Source organism: Pseudoalteromonas sp. Z9A4, from assembly GCF_011378845.1.
GTDB lineage: Bacteria > Pseudomonadota > Gammaproteobacteria > Enterobacterales > Alteromonadaceae > Pseudoalteromonas > Pseudoalteromonas arctica.
Genome location: NZ_WTLA01000009.1, coordinates 80875 through 98589, shown reverse-complemented (window position 1 = coordinate 98589; position 17715 = coordinate 80875). Strand labels below are relative to the sequence as shown.

General features: G+C 38.7%; 15 protein-coding genes and 1 riboswitch. Of the genes, 9 read left to right on the top strand and 6 right to left on the bottom strand.

Features of this window, described 5'->3' with window-relative positions; all coding sequences use genetic code 11:
• Positions 1–73 precede the first annotated feature (73 nt).
• Entirely contained in the window at positions 74–1531 is a 1458-nt protein-coding gene (thiI, locus tag GQR54_RS09160) for a tRNA uracil 4-sulfurtransferase ThiI (protein ID WP_166377316.1), read from the top strand.
• A 40-nt stretch (positions 1532–1571) separates the two neighbouring features.
• Here thiI and GQR54_RS09155 read toward each other — a convergent pair whose 3' ends face one another.
• Positions 1572–2474: a 2-dehydropantoate 2-reductase gene (locus GQR54_RS09155; protein WP_166377314.1), complete on the bottom strand. Its 903-nt coding sequence runs from the start codon at positions 2472–2474 to the stop codon at positions 1572–1574.
• Entirely contained in the window at positions 2467–2820 is a 354-nt protein-coding gene (locus tag GQR54_RS09150; protein WP_007581666.1) for a VanZ family protein, read from the bottom strand. Before GQR54_RS09150 ends, GQR54_RS09155 begins: the two co-directional genes overlap by 8 nt.
• A 152-nt stretch (positions 2821–2972) precedes the next feature.
• On the opposite strand from GQR54_RS09150, the gene GQR54_RS09145 reads away from it, so the two are divergent.
• A complete protein-coding gene (locus GQR54_RS09145) occupies positions 2973–3455 on the top strand; it encodes a YajQ family cyclic di-GMP-binding protein (protein WP_007377833.1) in 483 nt (160 codons plus the stop codon).
• A gap of 166 nt (positions 3456–3621) precedes the next feature.
• A riboswitch (cobalamin riboswitch) is annotated at positions 3622–3806 on the top strand.
• 36 nt (positions 3807–3842) lie between these two features.
• Positions 3843–5693, top strand: a complete 1851-nt coding sequence (locus tag GQR54_RS09140; protein ID WP_166377312.1) for a TonB-dependent receptor — start codon at positions 3843–3845, stop codon at positions 5691–5693.
• Positions 5694–5929: 236 nt separating this feature from the next.
• Here GQR54_RS09140 and msrA read toward each other — a convergent pair whose 3' ends face one another.
• The 3 genes from msrA to GQR54_RS09125 all read right to left on the bottom strand — a co-directional run bounded on the left by msrA (position 5930) and on the right by GQR54_RS09125 (position 10706).
• Entirely contained in the window at positions 5930–6466 is a 537-nt protein-coding gene (msrA, locus tag GQR54_RS09135) for a peptide-methionine (S)-S-oxide reductase MsrA (protein WP_166377310.1), read from the bottom strand.
• Between the two features lie 85 nt (positions 6467–6551).
• The gene (locus GQR54_RS09130; protein WP_166377308.1) at positions 6552–9650 is read right to left on the bottom strand and encodes an efflux RND transporter permease subunit; all 3099 of its coding nucleotides are present in this window, start codon (positions 9648–9650) and stop codon (positions 6552–6554) included.
• A 3-nt stretch (positions 9651–9653) separates the two neighbouring features.
• On the bottom strand, positions 9654–10706 hold the full coding sequence (locus tag GQR54_RS09125; RefSeq protein ID WP_166377306.1) for an efflux RND transporter periplasmic adaptor subunit: 1053 nt from the start codon (positions 10704–10706) through the stop codon (positions 9654–9656).
• Between the two features lie 246 nt (positions 10707–10952).
• Here GQR54_RS09125 and GQR54_RS09120 point away from each other — a divergent pair, with 246 nt between their 5' ends.
• The 6 genes from GQR54_RS09120 (at position 10953) to GQR54_RS09095 (ending at position 16362) form a co-directional block, all read left to right on the top strand.
• A complete protein-coding gene (locus GQR54_RS09120; RefSeq protein WP_166377303.1) occupies positions 10953–11657 on the top strand; it encodes a DUF2982 domain-containing protein in 705 nt (234 codons plus the stop codon).
• A gap of 21 nt (positions 11658–11678) precedes the next feature.
• Positions 11679–12011, top strand: a complete 333-nt coding sequence (locus GQR54_RS09115; protein WP_166377301.1) for a hypothetical protein — start codon at positions 11679–11681, stop codon at positions 12009–12011.
• A 69-nt stretch (positions 12012–12080) separates the two neighbouring features.
• Positions 12081–13739: a DUF1566 domain-containing protein gene (locus GQR54_RS09110; protein WP_166377299.1), complete on the top strand. Its 1659-nt coding sequence runs from the start codon at positions 12081–12083 to the stop codon at positions 13737–13739.
• A gap of 9 nt (positions 13740–13748) precedes the next feature.
• A complete protein-coding gene (locus tag GQR54_RS09105; protein WP_166377297.1) occupies positions 13749–14267 on the top strand; it encodes a DUF1566 domain-containing protein in 519 nt (172 codons plus the stop codon).
• Positions 14268–14431: 164 nt separating this feature from the next.
• Positions 14432–15349: an AAA family ATPase gene (locus tag GQR54_RS09100; RefSeq protein WP_166377295.1), complete on the top strand. Its 918-nt coding sequence runs from the start codon at positions 14432–14434 to the stop codon at positions 15347–15349.
• 11 nt (positions 15350–15360) lie between these two features.
• Positions 15361–16362: a general secretion pathway protein GspB gene (locus tag GQR54_RS09095; RefSeq protein ID WP_166377293.1), complete on the top strand. Its 1002-nt coding sequence runs from the start codon at positions 15361–15363 to the stop codon at positions 16360–16362.
• Between the two features lie 59 nt (positions 16363–16421).
• Here the strand turns inward: GQR54_RS09095 and GQR54_RS09090 are convergent, their stop codons facing one another.
• The gene (locus GQR54_RS09090) at positions 16422–17615 is read right to left on the bottom strand and encodes an HD-GYP domain-containing protein (protein ID WP_166377291.1); all 1194 of its coding nucleotides are present in this window, start codon (positions 17613–17615) and stop codon (positions 16422–16424) included.
• Positions 17616–17715: the final 100 nt, after the last annotated feature.

Sequence of the window (17715 nt, the reverse complement as noted above, 5' to 3'; positions counted from 1 at the left end):
GGCGCTGAATTTTTTGCTATAATCCCGCGCCAAATGCCTGGGAGCGCGAATTCCCGCAGTCTAAGAGTGAACTATGCTTAAATTTATCGTCAAACTACACCCTGAAATAGCCATTAAAAGCCGTTCAGTCCGTAAACGCTTTACTAAAGTGTTAGAAAATAACATTAAAATTGTATTGCGCCGTGTTGACGAAAAAGTACAAGTAAGAAATAACTGGGATAACATTTCAGTTGTTACAAAGCTTGAAGACGCGCAAGTTCGCCTTGATTTTATCGATAGCCTTAAACGCATCCCTGGCATTGTTCAATTTATTGAAGTAACCGAAACACAATTCGAAACTCTTGATGATATTTATCAAAAAACCATCGCTTTAGTTGGTCATACTATTGTGGGTAAAACCTTTTGTGTTCGTGCTAAGCGCATAGGGCAACACGATTTTACCTCAACTGATTTAGAGCGTTATGTTGGTGGTGGATTAAATCAACATATCGAAGGCGCAAGCGTAAAGCTTAGCCGCCCAGAAGTAACAATACGCCTAGAAGTAAAAGACGATAAAGCTTACATTGTTTCTCATACACATTTTGGTATGGCTGGTTTTCCTCTGCCAACTCAAGAAGATGTGCTTTCGCTTATGTCTGGTGGTTTTGACTCTGGCGTAGCAAGTTACCAAATGATTCGTAAAGGCGCACGCACACACTTTTTATTCTTTAATCTAGGTGGCGCAGCGCACGAAATTGGCGTTAAGCAAGCAAGCTACTACTTATGGAAAAAATACAGCTCTACACATAAAGTTAAATTTGTAACGGTTGATTTTGAACCTGTTGTTGCTGAAATTTTAGAAAACGTTGAAAACAGCCAAATGGGTGTTGTACTTAAACGTATGATGATGCGCGCAGGGAGTGTGGTTGCGCAAAAGTTAAACATTCAAGCACTTGTGACTGGCGAAAGTATTGGCCAAGTATCTAGTCAAACATTAGCGAATTTAAGCGTGATTGACCGTGTTACTGAAACGCTTATTTTACGGCCGCTTATTCAACACGATAAGCAAGAAATTATTAATATTGCTCGTCAAATTGGTACGGCCGAAATGGCAGAAACAATGCCTGAATACTGTGGTGTTATTTCTAAAAAGCCAACGGTTAAAGCCAAAATAGACGTTATTCTTGGTGAAGAAGAAAAGTTCGACTTTGATGTACTTGATACCGTTGTAAACAACGCACGTATAATGGATGTGCGTGATATTGACGTTGAAGCCAAACAAGAACTTAAAGAAGCTGAATCGGTTGCTGATTTACCTGTAGGCTCTGTGGTAGTTGATATTCGCTCACCAGAGGAAGAAGAAGCTGCACCGTTAGTTATTGATGGTATTGAAGTGGTGCATTTACCATTCTTCCGTCTGGCGACTAAGTTTGGTGATTTACCAAAAGACACTGACTACTATTTATATTGTGATAGAGGCGTAATGAGCCAACTACAGGCACTTATGCTGCACGAACAAGGCTTTGAAACGGTAAAAGTTTACCGCCCATAAGGTTTGTCGTCTTAAAGTTAAGAATTAATATAAGCGTGGTTTATACCACGCTTTTTTTTGCCTGAATTTTGACAAACAACTCATCATTGTAAGGTGTAGGAATACCGTAAAGTTTACCTTGTTGGCTAATATAGCCACATATAGCTGATATTTCAGTTTCTCTGCAATGCGCTACGTCTTGCTGCATTGAAGAGTAATTGTCAGACGTTAATTCCATTATTTTATAAGCGGTATTTAGTGCTTTAATCAATGGGATATTAAGCCCTTGTACGTTTGCTATATTGCATGCTTCAGTGAGTGCATTAAAAATTATAGCGTTGTACTTAGGTGTGCGTAACTCACCATTTTTTACATTACTTAAAGCGCTTAATGGGTTAATGGCAATATTTACGAGTAGTTTTTCAAAACGAAGCTGCTGAATGTTATTAGTAAACTTTAGGCTGGGTATCACTTTAAAAATATCAGCTATTGGCGCGCTATTTTGAAAAGCTAATTCATTACAAGCACCAATAACACTTTGTCCCTCACCAGTGTGCTGCACAATGTATTGGTTTGATTTAAAGCCCGCTATGCTTGTCGTTAAAAAGTAGAGTGCTTGGTGAGTGCTTAGTTGGCTATTTACCTCATCAACATTACCCATTCCGTTATGCGAAAGTACAACAGAGCAATGATTTGGTAAAAATGGCTTTATTTGCGTAAATGCATCAAGTACTTGAAAGGCTTTAACGGTAAATAAAACAACATCAAATTCAGCTGCTTTATTTAGCTGATTTAATGTAATAAATTGTGCGTCAATTTTTTTTGATGCGCCCTTTCCTCGACTATAAAAGCGGGTATTTGTTGGGCTTTTGCGAGTTAAAACACTGACATTATGCGACGCACTTAGAAAATGACTAAGTAACAAGCCAATAGCACCATCGCCGACAATTAAAATATTAGCCATATGGGTTCTTTTTTCGAGGTGTAAAAATTACTCTAAGTAAAAAGTAGCTTGCGGCACCTGCAAAATCAGCAAAAAAATCACCGAGTGATGCTTGCCTATATGGAAGTGCGTCTTGCATTATTTCTATAGAGGCACCATAACCTGCCAATAAAAGTATTTGCGCATATAAAGGAAGCTTAAACGCTTTATCCATTATTATGGCTAGTATAAAAAAAATCCCAAAATGGGCGACTTTATCAACATGAGGAAATAAATTTACAACGCCACCTTTTATTTCTTTGGCAAATAAAAAGGTAAAAGCTACTATGCTGATTAAAAAAATTGCTTGATAAACACGCCTTGTCACGACAAATCCTAAAATCGCTTAAAAAAGAGGCGCAAGTATATCAAACTAATTTAATATCGCACCTGAACAAGATGCAGAAAAATGTAAAGATTTATAATTTTAGCGTTATAATTACCACATAAAATTAAGATTAAATAGTTAGGAGCAAACCAATGCCTTCATTTGATATTGTATCTGAAGTAGAAATGAACGAAGCTAAAAACGCAGTTGATAATGCAAATCGTGAGCTAGAGACTCGCTTTGACTTTAGAGGCGTTGATGCATCTATTGAGCTAAATGACAAAACAATTAAGCTTAAAGCTGAAGCAGACTCTCAGGTTATGCAATTATTTGATATTTTAGCTAACAAAATATCTAAGCGTGGTATGGATGTATCAAGCTTAGAGCTTCAAGATATTACCCGTGCAGGTAAAAATGTATTTCGTAACGTTGGCTTAAAGCAAGGTATCGAAAAGGACATGGCTAAAAAAGTAGTTAAAGCCATTAAAGACTCTAAAGTTAAGGTTCAAGCTGCTATTCAAGGCGAAGAAGTACGTGTAACGGGTAAAAAACGTGACGATCTTCAAGAGGCTATGCAAGTAGTGCGCAGCGCTGAGCTAGGTCAGCCTTTTCAGTTTAAAAACTTTCGTGACTAAAGTGCACCTGCTAGAACCTAGCTAACGAGTGTGTTGAATGTATTAATAAAAGCTAAACAGTAATGTTTGGCTTTTTTTCTGTGAGGTTATTTTTCGTATTTATCATAGGTAAATCTAGCTTTAGCTATATAGACGTCCATTGACATTTGTAAACAAAATACTCACAATAGCGACATATTTTCAAGGTGCTTGCTAGCCACTTCATGTAATGATTTTTTTAGCAGGATAATCGGGAAGTTGGTGCGTTTTCATGATGACTACAAGCCCAACACTGCCCCCGCAACGGTAAAGTATTGCATATTTTGATGTGCTTACTGAGTCCGGAGACCGGCCTTGATGCAATCTTACTTACTTAAATCTTTGCGGTGGGCAAAGGTAGGGGACATCATGTTAAACAAAACAACTTTAGGCGTTGCTATTTCTGCTGCGCTTTCATTTTCTGTGTCTGGCGCAGAGCAATCAATTGAAAAAATAACCGTTACAGCTAATAAATTTGAGCAATCAATCAATGACGTTTTAGCAAGTGTAAATGTTATTGAGCGTGCAGAAATAGAAGCAAGCAACGTACGCGACTTACCCTCTCTTTTAAATACAGTTGTTGGTCTTGATATTGTAAGTAATGGGGGCTTTGGGCAAAAAGCGGATGTATTTGTACGTGGCGCGTCGGCAAAATACACATTGGTTTTGGTGGATGGTGTTAGGATAAGTGATGCGACTTCGGGGAGTGTGTCGCTTACTAATATCCCTGTTAATAGCATTGAACGTATCGAAGTTATCAAAGGTGCTCGCGCGGCCATTTATGGTTCAGATGCAATCGCAGGGGTTATTAACATCATTACTCGTGATGCAATTAATAATACCTTATCTGCAACATTTGGTAGCAATAGTTACTCAAACTATCAGCTAGCAGGTGGGGTAGCTAAAGATGCGTTGAGCTTTAAATACAATGCAGGTTATGAAGAAACAGATGGCTTTGATGTTACTGAAAAAGACCCTACTGCTGCAATTACTAAAGATCATGATGATGATGGCTATAGAAATAAAAATATTGGTTTTAACTTAAGCTATCATACTGAAGATTTGGGTCAATTTAGCGCACAAGCACAGTATAGTGAAGGTGAGGGTGAATACGACTCGGCATACTCTAGCGACGCTTATGATTTTGAAAACTATATAGCTAAATTAGGTTGGGAAAAAAGCTCTCAAAATTATAATCAAGGTGTTTCAGTCAGTTTATCGCAAGAAGAAAATGAGCAAACAGGGACTGCAGTAAATACTTTTTATAGTACTGAACGTTTTGAAGCAGAATATCGTGGTCTATATACTTTAACTCAAACACTAGAATTAAGTGGCGGTGTTAATTTATTACAAGAAGATTTATCCGGTTCTACAGCAACTTCATTACATGAAAAACGCGATAATAAAGCATTATTTATTGGTGCTTTTTATGACGATGACATATGGCTTGCTAGTGCTGTTATTAGAACCGATGATTACGATTACCACGGTCGCGCTAATACATATAGCACAGGTGTTGGTTATAAAGCTAATAAATATATTAGTGTTCGTGCAAGTCACGGTACAGCATTTAGAGCACCATCATTGGTGAACGCGTTTGTAACGAATAGCCTCTATTATGTAGGTAACAGCGATATTAAGCCCGAAGAGGCTGTGAATAATGAGCTGGGCATTACGCTTACAACAAAATGGGGTCGTTACGATATTACTATTTTTGATAATAATATTACAAACTTAATTGAAAACCAATATGACGCTAATTTGGGAAAATATGTCCCTTCAAATGTTGCGCGTGTGTCTATGCAAGGGGTTGAAATTAGTGCTGAGTTTAGCGCATTAGGATTTGAACATAACGCTAACTTAAGTTTCTTAGATACAGAAGATGAAACTACGGGTAAAGAGTTAGCGCGTCGTCCATCTGAAGCATTTAATTATACACTTACTAAAAGTTGGGGATATTTTGACGCCAATCTAACCATGCTATATCGCTCATCTCGCGATTCAATTTCATACTACGATACAGAAATTGCAGCGTTTACTGTGTTTAATATTGCTGCTAACTATCAGCTTTTAGATAATCTAGCGCTACATGCACGTATTGAAAACTTAACTGATAAAGAGTACTTCACTGCGGGTATTGGCTTTGCCGCAAGTGGTGAGCTTTTAGGTTACAGCGCACCCAGCAGACAAGTATTTGCTGGGATTAGCTACCAGTTCTAAGTTTATTATTTAGTTATAAAAAATACAAAAGCCCGATAAGTTATCGGGCTTTTTGCATTTTCTGTTTACTTTTAAGTTATACCAATTTGCATAGACCTCTAAACAGTTTAACCGATTAAATCATACGCTAACGTCGTTATAAATTTTTATTTAGAACCACTAGATATAAAATTTTTGCCTAGTTAGAGCGCAATTTTATTATCGTTAAATAGCTTCTATACTTATGCTGATTGGTATTAATCAGCTAAGAACTCTTTAAATACGGTTGCAAACTTATGTAATTTAGGTGCTATTAAAATACTACAGTAACCCTGCTGTGGGTTTTCGTTATAGTAATCTTGATGATAATGCTCTGCTGGATAATACGTAGTGGCAGGGCTGACTTCTGTCACAATTGGCTCACTCACATGGCTTTGCAGTTGAGCTATCATTTCATTGGTTTGCTTTAGTTGAGCTTCATCGTGATAATAAACAACGCTTCTATACTGTGTGCCTATATCGTTACCTTGGCGATTCAATTGTGTTGCATCATGCAAAGTGAAAAACATTGCTAGCAGTGTTTCAAAGCTAACTACAGTAGTATCAAATTCAATTTTAACAACCTCAGCGTGCCCGGTTTTGCCAGAGCATACAGAATTATAGGTAGGGGTGTCGGTTTCGCCACCGGTATAGCCAGAACTCACATCCAATACGCCATTTACACGTCTAAATGCTGCATCTATACACCAAAAACAGCCGCCACCAAATGTTGCTACTTGCGTTGTTGAGCTCATAAGTATTCCTAAAATGTATATGGAGTTTAAAGGCGAGCATAAATTGTATGCGCCGCAACAACAAGGTTACGGCGCAATAAAGAGATTAGATCTCTTCGAAAGGTTTATCAGCAGCTTGTTTATTCAGCTTTTGTTGTAAAAACTCAGGTGACTGTGTATTTTTCGATAGAGCATAATACGCAGCAGGTACAACAAAAAGAGTCAGCAGGGTAGATACAATAACCCCTGTAAACACAACTACACCAATTACCATACGGCTTTCGGCGCCGGGGCCAGAGGCAAAAACCAAAGGAACAGAGCTCATAACGGTTGTTAGTGAGGTCATTATTATTGGGCGAAGGCGCTGGGTAGCAGCTTGTAGTATTGCTTCACTAAACTCAACGCCTTTATCGCGTAATTGGTTAGTAAATTCCACAATCAAAATACCATTTTTAGCACTTAAGCCTATGAGCATGACAATACCTATTTGGCTGTAAATATTTAAGGTAAGTCCTGTAGCCCAAAGCCCAAACATAGCACCCATTAAACCAAGCGGTACGGTAAGCATAATTACAAATGGGTGCATAAAGCTTTCAAATTGTGCAGCAAGTACCAAGAAGGTAACGGTGAGTGCAAGTATAAATACGTAGGTCATCGCTGATGCGCCTTCGTAATAAAGCTGCGATTCACCTTTGTAATCTACTGCGCCATCTATATCGTTTTCTTGCGCGGCTACTTCGTTTAAAAAGTTAAGCGCTTGCTCAAGTGTATAACCGTCGGCTAAGTTGGCGCTTAATGTAATTGCGCGCATACGGTTGTAACGGTTTAAGCGCGATGCGGTTGCTTCTTCTTTTAAGCTGATAAGGCTATCAAGTGGAACTAGTTCACCGCTTCGTGATTTAAGGTATATATTTGAAATATCAGTAGGATTGGTAAAATCTTCTTTTGTCCCTTTTAAAATCACATCATATTCTTCACCACGGTCAATAAAGGTCGTAACACGGCGCTGACCCAACATTGTTTCTAGTGTACGGCCTACATCAGATACCGAAACGCCTAAATCAGCAGCCTTGTTTTTATCTATGCTGACTAAAAACTGCGGGAAGGTTTCTTTATAATCATGATCGATTCTTACTAAACCAGGGTTTTGTTCAGCACGCTTTATTATACGGTCACGCCAATCGGCTAGTTGTGCATAATCATTACCTTGCAATACAAACTCAATAGGGCGAGATGAGCCACCACCGCCAATACCACGGCGCATAATGGCAAATGCACGAACATCGGTAACTTCCTGCATTTTACCGCTTATTTCATCCATTACTTCCCATGTTGAGCGTTTGCGTTTATCCCAATCGGCCATACCCACAATCGCAACACCGCCGCTGCCACCCCAACCAGGTACTCGAACAAGTACGCGACTTAGCTCACCAGCTTGCGAATAAGGCATTAAGCGCTCTTCAATTTTAGCCATATTAGCAGCATTGTTCTCGTAACTTGCGCCTTCTGGGCCGCTCATCATAATAAAGAATGTACCACGGTCTTCTTTTGGCGTTAGCTCAGAAGGAACTTGTAAGAACAATGAGTAACTAACAAAGCCAGCTAATAATAAGCTCACCATTAAGCCCCATTTACGGGTTATGTTAGTGGAGAGTGAATTACGGTAACTTATTTCAATTTTAGTAAATTGACGGTCCATCCATTGGCTAAATTTATTTGGTTTGTCTGATACTTTAAGTACTTTTGAGCACAAGGCTGGTGCGAGAGTAAGCGCTGTAACACTTGAGAAAAATACGGCAGCACTTACCGCCATAGCAAACTCAGTAAATAATGCACCTATACGACCATCCATAAATACTAATGGCACAAACACAGATATAAGTACAAGAGTGGTTGCTACTATGGCAAAACCTACTTCACGCGCGCCTCTAAATGCAGCTAGTAACGGCGGCTCACCCAGTTCAATACGGCGGTGAATGTTTTCAAGCATTACAATGGCATCATCTACTACTAAACCAATGGCCAGTACTAAGGCAAGTAAAGTTAGTAAGTTAATTGAGTAGCCCATTGCCAATAAAAACATAAAGCTACCAACAAGTGCGACCGGTACGGTGACCGCAGGAATAAGCGTTGCTCGTATATTGCCTAAAAACAAAAATATAACGAGTACGACTAAACCCATAGAGATGGCAAGTGTGCTGTAAACTTCATTAATAGACTCTTTAATGAATACAGATGAATCGTAGCTGTCTTGAATTGTGGTGCCTTCAGGTAGGTTGCGTTTGATTTTTTCAAGTTCGCTGCGTGCGTTATCTACTACGGTTAGTGTGTTTGCTTTAGCTTGTTTTACAATACCTAAGCCAATCATATTACGCCCGTTACCACGAAATAAGCTTTCGTCATCGGCAGCTTCTAAACGTACATCGGCAACTTCACCTAAACGTACTAAGTAACCTTCATCACCACGTTTAATTACCAGATTCTTAAAATCGCGCTGATCTTTATAACTACGAGCAGTACGCACGGTAAAGTCACGATCTATTGATTCTATTTCGCCGGCGGGTAGTTCAACGTTTTCTGTACGCAGTGTATTTTCAATATCGCTTGAAGTAATACCGCGTGCAGCCATTGCTTGACGGTTTAGCCAAATTTTCATGGCGTATTGACGCTCACCACCAATACGCACATTAGATACGCCATCTACCACAGCTAAACGATCAACAATGAAACGCTGCGCGTAATCAGATAGCTGTAACGAGTCCATTGTTTCGCTGTTTAATACAAACCATGCAATAGGGCTTTCATCACTATTTGATTTAGATACTTCTGGCGGGCGTACCTGATCAGGCAAACTATCAAGTGCACGTGCTACACGTTCGCGTACATCGTTAGATGCTGCATCTATATCACGGTTAATATCAAACTCAATGGTAATGTTTGAACGCCCATTACGACTCGATGAGTCAATACTTTTAATACCTTCAATACCCGAAATTCGATTTTCTATTATTTGCGTTATTTTGGTTTCTATAATTTCGGCAGAAGCACCTGTGTATTCAGTGCTGATATTTACAATCGGCGTTTCAATATCCGGGTATTCACGAAGTGGCAGCATAGTAAACGCAACCAGTCCAAAAGTAAGAAGCAGTAAATTAATTACTATGGCAAAAACGGGGCGTTTAACGCTAGTATCAGTAATTTTCACGTATTACCCCTTTACGCTTACTTTACTTCCAGAGCGAATTTTTATTAGCCCCTCAGTAACAATTTGCTCGCCATCAGTTAGGCCTTCGTCGATAGCAACCCAGCCATTATTTCTGCTAGCAACATGCACTTCAATTCTATTAGCTATCCCATCTTGAATTTGAAAAACAAAGTGTTTGTCTTGCAAAGGTATAACCGCTTTTTCTGGCACCATTAAAGCTTGGTTGCTGCTTAGCTCAAGTGCTGTATTTAGTAACATACCAGGGCGAAGTAATCCTGATTTATTAGCAAAACTTGCTGTTACTTCAACACTGCGTGTTACCGAATCAATACGCGAGCTAATATGCGTTACCTTGCCGTTAAATGTTTGCCCCGGATAGGCATCGTTTTGCGTAAGCACTTTCATGCCCATATTTAATTGTGCTAAATATTTTTCAGGTACTTTAAAGTCAACTTTAATAATACTAATATCATCAAGTGTTGTGATTATTGTTGTATTACTTACGTAGGCACCTATTGATATTTCACGCTTACCTAACAGGCCTGAAAAGGGCGCACTAATAGTCATTTCGTTTAATTTAGTTTTAGCGCTTTCTAGTTGAGCTTCAGTGGCATCAACACGAGATAACTGCTCCTCAAGTAACGACTTTGCCGTTGATTGCGAGCGTGAAAGTTCGGTAAGGCGATCTAACTGGCGTTGTTCTTCACGTAAGTTGATGCCAAGTTCTTTAACTGCAAGCTGTTCTTGTTGGCTCTGTAACTGTACTAACTTTTGTCCTTTACTGACTAAGTCGCCGTCTTTAAAATATATATCTGTGACATAATCGTTTTGCGCACTTTTTATATAGATTGCTTGGTTTGCACGCGCGCTACCGATCGCTTCTATCATCACTGCGTTTTCCTGAGAAGTAACAGTATGAGCTGTTACTTGAGTAGACATTTGTGATAAATCGGCTTGTTCGCCGTGGCTAGCGGGTAAATATAAATAAACGCTAAATATTAGTAGTAACGTAATAATAAATGGAAAAAGTGCTTTACCTGACTGTCTTGAGTACATCGTTTTCATACCTGAAAATTAATTATATGTATTGTACGAAATAAGACCGGGAAAAGGCGGTTATGTGTCTCATAAATTTGTGCGTTAAGCGTAAAAGTAAATAAGATTTATTCATTGTTCCTATTTTGTTGAGGAAAAAGCGGTAATGTATGAAATTTAAAACCACCTGTAACTTATGTATAACAACAAGAAAACTCATAATTTGGGCTATTATTATGTTTGTTTTTTATATGATGTTTTACCAACATGGATAAATCTAACAATGTCATTAAGTTTCGGGCACAAGGTGCGCGAAACGCAATTGAGGTGCTTATTGCAGGTGCAATAGGCTTAGTCTTTATTATGCTATTTAATTTACTAAGGCCAGGGGAGATCAGTATCCTTGAAGTTTTTTTAGTGAGTTTGTGCCTTGCTGCTATCTTTATTGGCTTTTTAAAAACCCAAGAGCCATATCATAGCCTTATATTAAGTGAATCTGAGCTCATTTATTGCCATAAGTACGGAGCTTGGTGTATGCCTCACAGTAACTTTCATCACAGTGGTATACCCAAAGTAGAAGATGGCTTTGATTATTTAGAATTAAATGCGGTTGGTGTTAAGGTAAACGACATAGATGACTTTTTAACAAGTATAGCGCCTCGAATTGCCGGAAAGTTATTAATAGAGCAGCGCAACTTATTTATGCAAGTTGTTCAAAAACATTGCAAATATGGTAATTGCCCATCAGAATGGCTAATAGAAGATACACATTATACATCCCATAAAGGGATAAGCTATACTGGGCTTATAGCTATGTTTGCTAACAGGACTAAGCACCTTCAACTGTTAACCGGTTACGATTTATTATTACCAGCCAGTGTGTTAGATAGAGATATTTGGGTATTCAGTGCTAACTTAAATAAGTGGAAGCGCGAACCTAGTCAGTTTATAGCGTCGCAAATTAATAATTAAGCTGCGGCTGTAGGAAAGAAAATGAGCCAAGACAGAGCCTTTTTAAAAAGTGGTAGAAACACCATAATACATAAAGATAGAAAGCATGATTTAGTAATTATAAACTCTGAAATTCATCCTCGAATTAAAGTAACGCAACATGGTTTAGAGCCTTTTAAAGAAGAACTTCCTAAGAACCGTCGCGATGCAAAAGAACGCTACCTAGAACTGGTTCATGTGGCTAGCGCCGATGTATTTGGAGAAGAGAAACAGTTGCTTTTTATTCAAGCTTTAGATGGGCGAGAGTATAAAGTTGACTACAGCAAGGTAGGCACAAAGCTATTTGTGCGTATCCATCAAGATGCCTACATGTAACGCTTTGATGGCACCTTTATTGCTTATAATTACGCCATAGTAATTATTTGACATAACAAGGTGTTGCGTATGAAAGCGTTTGCTTCAATTTCTCTCATTTTTTGTGGTTTACTGAGTGCATGTGGCGGTGGTGGTGATAGCAATAATACAGTTGTAGAAACGTCTGTTAATGCTGGTATTGATTTACAAATCACTGAAAAAAGCGAATTTATTATCACAGCACAAGGTTCCCCCGCTGATGGTACGTTCACATGGCAGCAAGTTAGCGGCCCAAGCTTAGATGGCTTTGTGCTTGATGGCGCTGAGCAAACATTGAAAGCACCTGATGTGAAAACTGACAGTGTAATAATCTTAAGAGTAAGCTATCAAAGTACGGGTAGTAGCGCTGTTAGTGACGATATTTCTATTTTAGTGAGCTCTAATAATCAACTCCCACTTGTTGTTGTTACCCAAACATCTCCTGAAACACTTCCTTCTGTATACAAAGATACAGTGACTTTGAGCGGCCTTGAGTCGAGCGATCCTGATGATAATGGCCAAATTGATAGTTATTTGTGGCAACTGCTATCAGGTCCTGATTTAGATATTGCCAGCTTTAATGAGTCAACTCTTAGCTTTTCTCATCCATTGCTTGAAAGTAACGCAAATTTATCTTGGCAGCTAACGGTCACTGATGATGAAGGTGGTGAGGCGAGTACTCAATATTCAATGACCCTTAACAAAACAAATGAGTTAGTGGATGCAAATGCGGGCGCTGATAAAAATGTCGAAGAGTTTGAACAAGTAACGCTTGATGCAACTAATAGCGAAACTGTTACCGATACCTATCAGTGTAAATGGCAACAACTTACCGGTAATGCTGAAACATTAATCAATAGTGACCAATGTACAGCGACATTTATTGCCTCTGATGTAGATACACAAACCACATTGAGCTTTGAAGTAACGGTAACTGACTCAAAAGGGCGTAACGATACAGACTCTTTATTTATTGATGTATCACCAAAAGCACTCGGGCTTATAAACGACAGTGGTGTTGGCGAGTGCTTTAATAACGCGCAACGTATTAATTGCGGTGACGAAGACTTCCCAGCACAAGATGCTGAACTAGGCCGTGATAGTTACGCCAATGACCTTGAAAAAGCAGGGAAAGGTAATTTAGCATTCGATTACACAAAACTAAATGAATTTGCTGATGAAGTTGGTGATGATAGTAGTGACTTTACCTGTATTCGCGATAATCTAACTGGTTTAGTTTGGGAAGTAAAAAGTGCTGCATCGGGTGTAGTGCCAAGTACGGTTTTGCGAGATGGACAAAATCATTATATTTGGGATATAGGAGATACAACGTCAGGAGTTACAACTGCAGGTGGGGCAAATACAACTTGTCCTAGTAATACGGACTGTGGTTTACGAACTTATATTGATGAAGTTAATGCGCTTGATTTTTGTGGAGGTACAAATTGGCGAGTACCTACTTATAATGAACTGCTAGGCCTAATTGATTATGGTAAGCAAGGACAAAGAGTATTAATAGATGAAAGTTTCTTTCCTAATATCCCTGTCTCTGGTGCAATAAACAGCGTTAATTTACCTTATTGGACCTCGCAAACTGCAGCCGATGGTACAAGTTTATCGCAAGCGTACATTATTGACATGAGTGATGGTAATGACCTTGCTTATCCAAAAGAAAATGCCGCTTATGTACGTTTAGTTAGAAGCCGTTAGGAGAAAATAATGAAATTGAAATTACTCTATGCACTAACAACTATAAGCTTGAGCTTTAATATTACAGCGGCGCAAACTTGCTACGATGGTGTAGATACCACAACACCGACAGATAGATTTACAATAAATACTGATGGTACCGTGTCTGATACCGAAACAGGTTTAATGTGGCAACGCTGTAGTTATGGGCAAACTTATAATACAGAGACGCAGCTTTGTGAAGGCTCTACACCTTCTCTTACTTGGCAAGAAGCACTACGTGGTGCTAAAAATGATACAACCGCAGATTACTATGATTGGCAAATGCCTAACATTAAAGAACTGGCGAGTATTTTAGAGCACAGTTGCACCGAGCCGAGTATTAATGAAGAGGTGTTTTTTGGCACTAAGCTTCAAAACTATTGGTCAAATACATCAGGTGTGAGCACTATGAGCTCTGCGTGGGTTTATCAATTTGATAGTGGGTTGAATAGCTTGCATGCTAAAACCAGTAATGTGTATTTACGGTTAGTTCGCTACGAAGAATAAAGTACATACTAAGATTAGATAGATGAAAGTGCAGCTTTAAACCGCTGCATTTTTTTGTTTTACATAAATTTACGTTATTTCAATAATAAAGCGCTTACAACGTTGTCACTAAGCGCGTTTTTTTGCCATTATAGGCCGTGATTTAATTACGAAGGAACATCACGGTGTATTTAAGCTATTTTGGCCTGAACGAAAAACCTTTTTCGATTTCGCCCAACCCTCATTACTTATTTTTAAGTGAACGACATAAAGAAGCCTTAGCACACCTTACCTATGGATTAGGTGAAGACGGTGGTTTTGTATTATTAACAGGTGAAGTAGGTACTGGTAAAACGACAATTACCCGCAGTATGTTAGAGCAGCTTCCTGAAAACACTCAAGTAGCGATGATCCATAATCCAGCGCTTTCAGAGCTGGAGTTATTAGCCAGTATTTGTGATGAGCTCGACATTAATTACGATGCCAGTAATGCTACGCTAAAAAGCCTTACCGATATTATAAAAAAGCATTTAGAGACTAATAATAAATCGGGCGGGCACACGATACTTATTATTGACGAAGCACAATTACTGGCCCCTAACGTGCTTGAGCAATTACGTTTGCTGACAAATATAGAAACCGATCATAAAAAATTATTACAAATAGTATTGGTTGGTCAACCTGAGCTACAAGAGCTTTTAAAACGCAATGAATTAAGGCAACTCGCCCAGAGAATAACAGCTCGTTATCATTTATTGCCACTTACGCAAGGCCAAACAGTTGCTTACATAAAGCACCGTTTACATGTTGCAGGGTGTGATAAAGGAATTTTTTCGATGGATGCCATGCAAGCTGTTCATCAATTAACTGGCGGTGTGCCAAGATTAATGAACTTGGTATGTGAGCGTGCTTTAGTTGGGACTTTTGCAAAGCAGCAGTTGATAGTTGATAGCGATATAATAAAAAAATCAGCACATGAGTCATTACCCATGGATTTTGTAGCACCGGTTAACGAAGCGAACAAGGGAACATCATTTGTATCATATAGCCTTGCATTCGCTGCTTTATTTGCCGTAGGTATTGGGCTTTCATTTATTTTATAGTTAGGTAAGTTATGTCTTATTTATTAGATGCGCTAAAGCAGTCGCAGCAATCAGATATGAGTGCTGAACAGTACGACTTACAATCTGAGCAGTTAAAGCAACAGCAAGCACTTAAGCGTTATAGACGATTAGCATTAGTATTTGGTACAAGCTTAGCTGCTTTTATTGCTGTAGCTGGTGGCTTTACCGCCGGAAAGTGGTTTCAAAGTACTACTTTATTAAACGCAGCGGAACCCGCTGTAATTAAGGTGGTGGAAAGCGAAAAATCATCGCCTAACAAAGAAGTTAAAGAGGAAGATGCTGAAGCTGAAAATCAGCAAGTAGCTAAGTTAGAACCCGCTAAAGTGGCCCCAACAAATACTGCGACGATTGAAGGGCAAATTGTACATGTGCAAACACCTAATGGTGTACAGCAAATGTTACTAACGCCTAATGGGCAATATATCCCTATGCCATCGAGTCAGGTCACGAGCGCAATAGGTTATAATCAGCCAGTATTTAATCCACAAAATAATTATAATCCAAATAATACACAAAACGTTTCGGCATTTGGGCAAAATCAAAGTCAAAATACGGCATCAGCTCAATTAGATATGAGTAAGTATAAAGTGCTGGGTAAGCCAATTAATGGCAGCACCCAATCTCAACAGACGGATGACCCTGAGCTTGATGGAGTGCCTACAACGCTTAAAAATGCATTTGCGCAAGCTATACAAGATGTCGAAAAAAACCAAGATTATGAGGTTACCCACGCATCAAAAACGTCATCACGTGTTGAGCCTGTAGAATTGCTACCTGATGGTTTGCAATCAATGTTACCTAGTATTAAATATCAAGCGCATATTTATTCATCGAGTGCTGATAAGCGTTGGATCAAGCTAAATGGCCGAGAGTTACATGAAGGGGAGAGCATTGGTGTTCTAACTGTAAGAGAGATTACACCTGAGCAAAGTGTACTTGATTTTGATGGTTATGAATTTAGTCTCAAAGCACTACAAGACTGGCCTGAATAAAAATTATTGAGGCTACTTCAATATACAATTAATCATTTTAATGAAGTAGCTTTATATGCCTAAGGTAAAATAGAGTTTTTGTAAAAACGCTCTAAATCAATATTATATTCTTTGGGTTTAATAGCACATTCAATCGTATCTGAATTTTTTTTGCTTGATAAATCAATGTTCTGTATTTGCGTATAGCGGCTATGTTTAGCACTATAGAATGCTTTAACCACCGGCTTTAACGGCTTAGCTGGGTTGCTTTCAATCACTAACCCCACCTTTTGACTAGACAGTTTAACTAACGTCCCTACAGGATGGATACCAATACATTGAATAAACTTGGTGAGTAGACCAGTATCAAAACTATCCGGACACCCCTCTTTTAAAATTTTGAATGCTTTAATTGGCTCCATACCCGCTTTATAGACGCGTTCAGCTGTAAGTGCATCATACACATCTACAATTGACGCCATACGTACGTACTGACTTATCTCGTCGCCTTTCTTACCAAACGGATAGCCTTTGCCATCCAATCTTTCATGATGCATACCAGCTATATCAACAGCAATACCGGTTAAGCCGGCCTCTTCTAAAATCTCCTTACTAAAAAGAGAGTGTTTTTTCATTATTTCAAATTCAGCTTCAGTAAAACGACCTGGCTTATTAAGTACTTCATCAGGGATTTTTATTTTACCAATATCGTGCAAAAGAGCTCCTGTTGTTAGCTGCTCTATAATTTCTTTTTCTATACCTAAATGCTTTGCAAAAATACTCATTAAAATCGAAACATTAATAGAATGCTCTAGAAGATAAGCATCTTTTTGACGCATTTGCGTAAGACATGCTAGCGCATCTTGATTTCTAAAAATAGAGTCCATGAAGCCACTCGCAAGCTCTCTAAAAGGAGCTATATCTATATTACGGCCTGCTTCAATATCTTTAAATGCTTTTAGTTGTAGTGTTTTTGCTTCATCGTAGAGCTTTTTTGCTTTCCCCATTTCTTGCTCGCTACTCAGCGTCTTTTGCCAAGGGTCACGTTTTATTTTTTCTTGAGGTATCGCGATTGGATCTTTTTCAAGGACTGTATCAATGAGTGTTTTATTGGGATCTATTATTACCTCTAAAATTCCTGCCTTTTTAAGCTTATCGATACTCTCAGGCGTTTTAACCCAGCCTTGATTTGTGACTTTAATAGAGCCTGTTTGCTTCGTAACGCTTTGCACAAACATACCAGGTAGTAGCTTTGAGATAGGAATAGTTTTCAATTTTTCAACTTCGGTTGCTAATCTCTCTCTAAATTAACAAATATATTCATTTTTATCTAATAAAAAAGGCACTTTTTCAGTGCCTTTTATAAAAAATAAG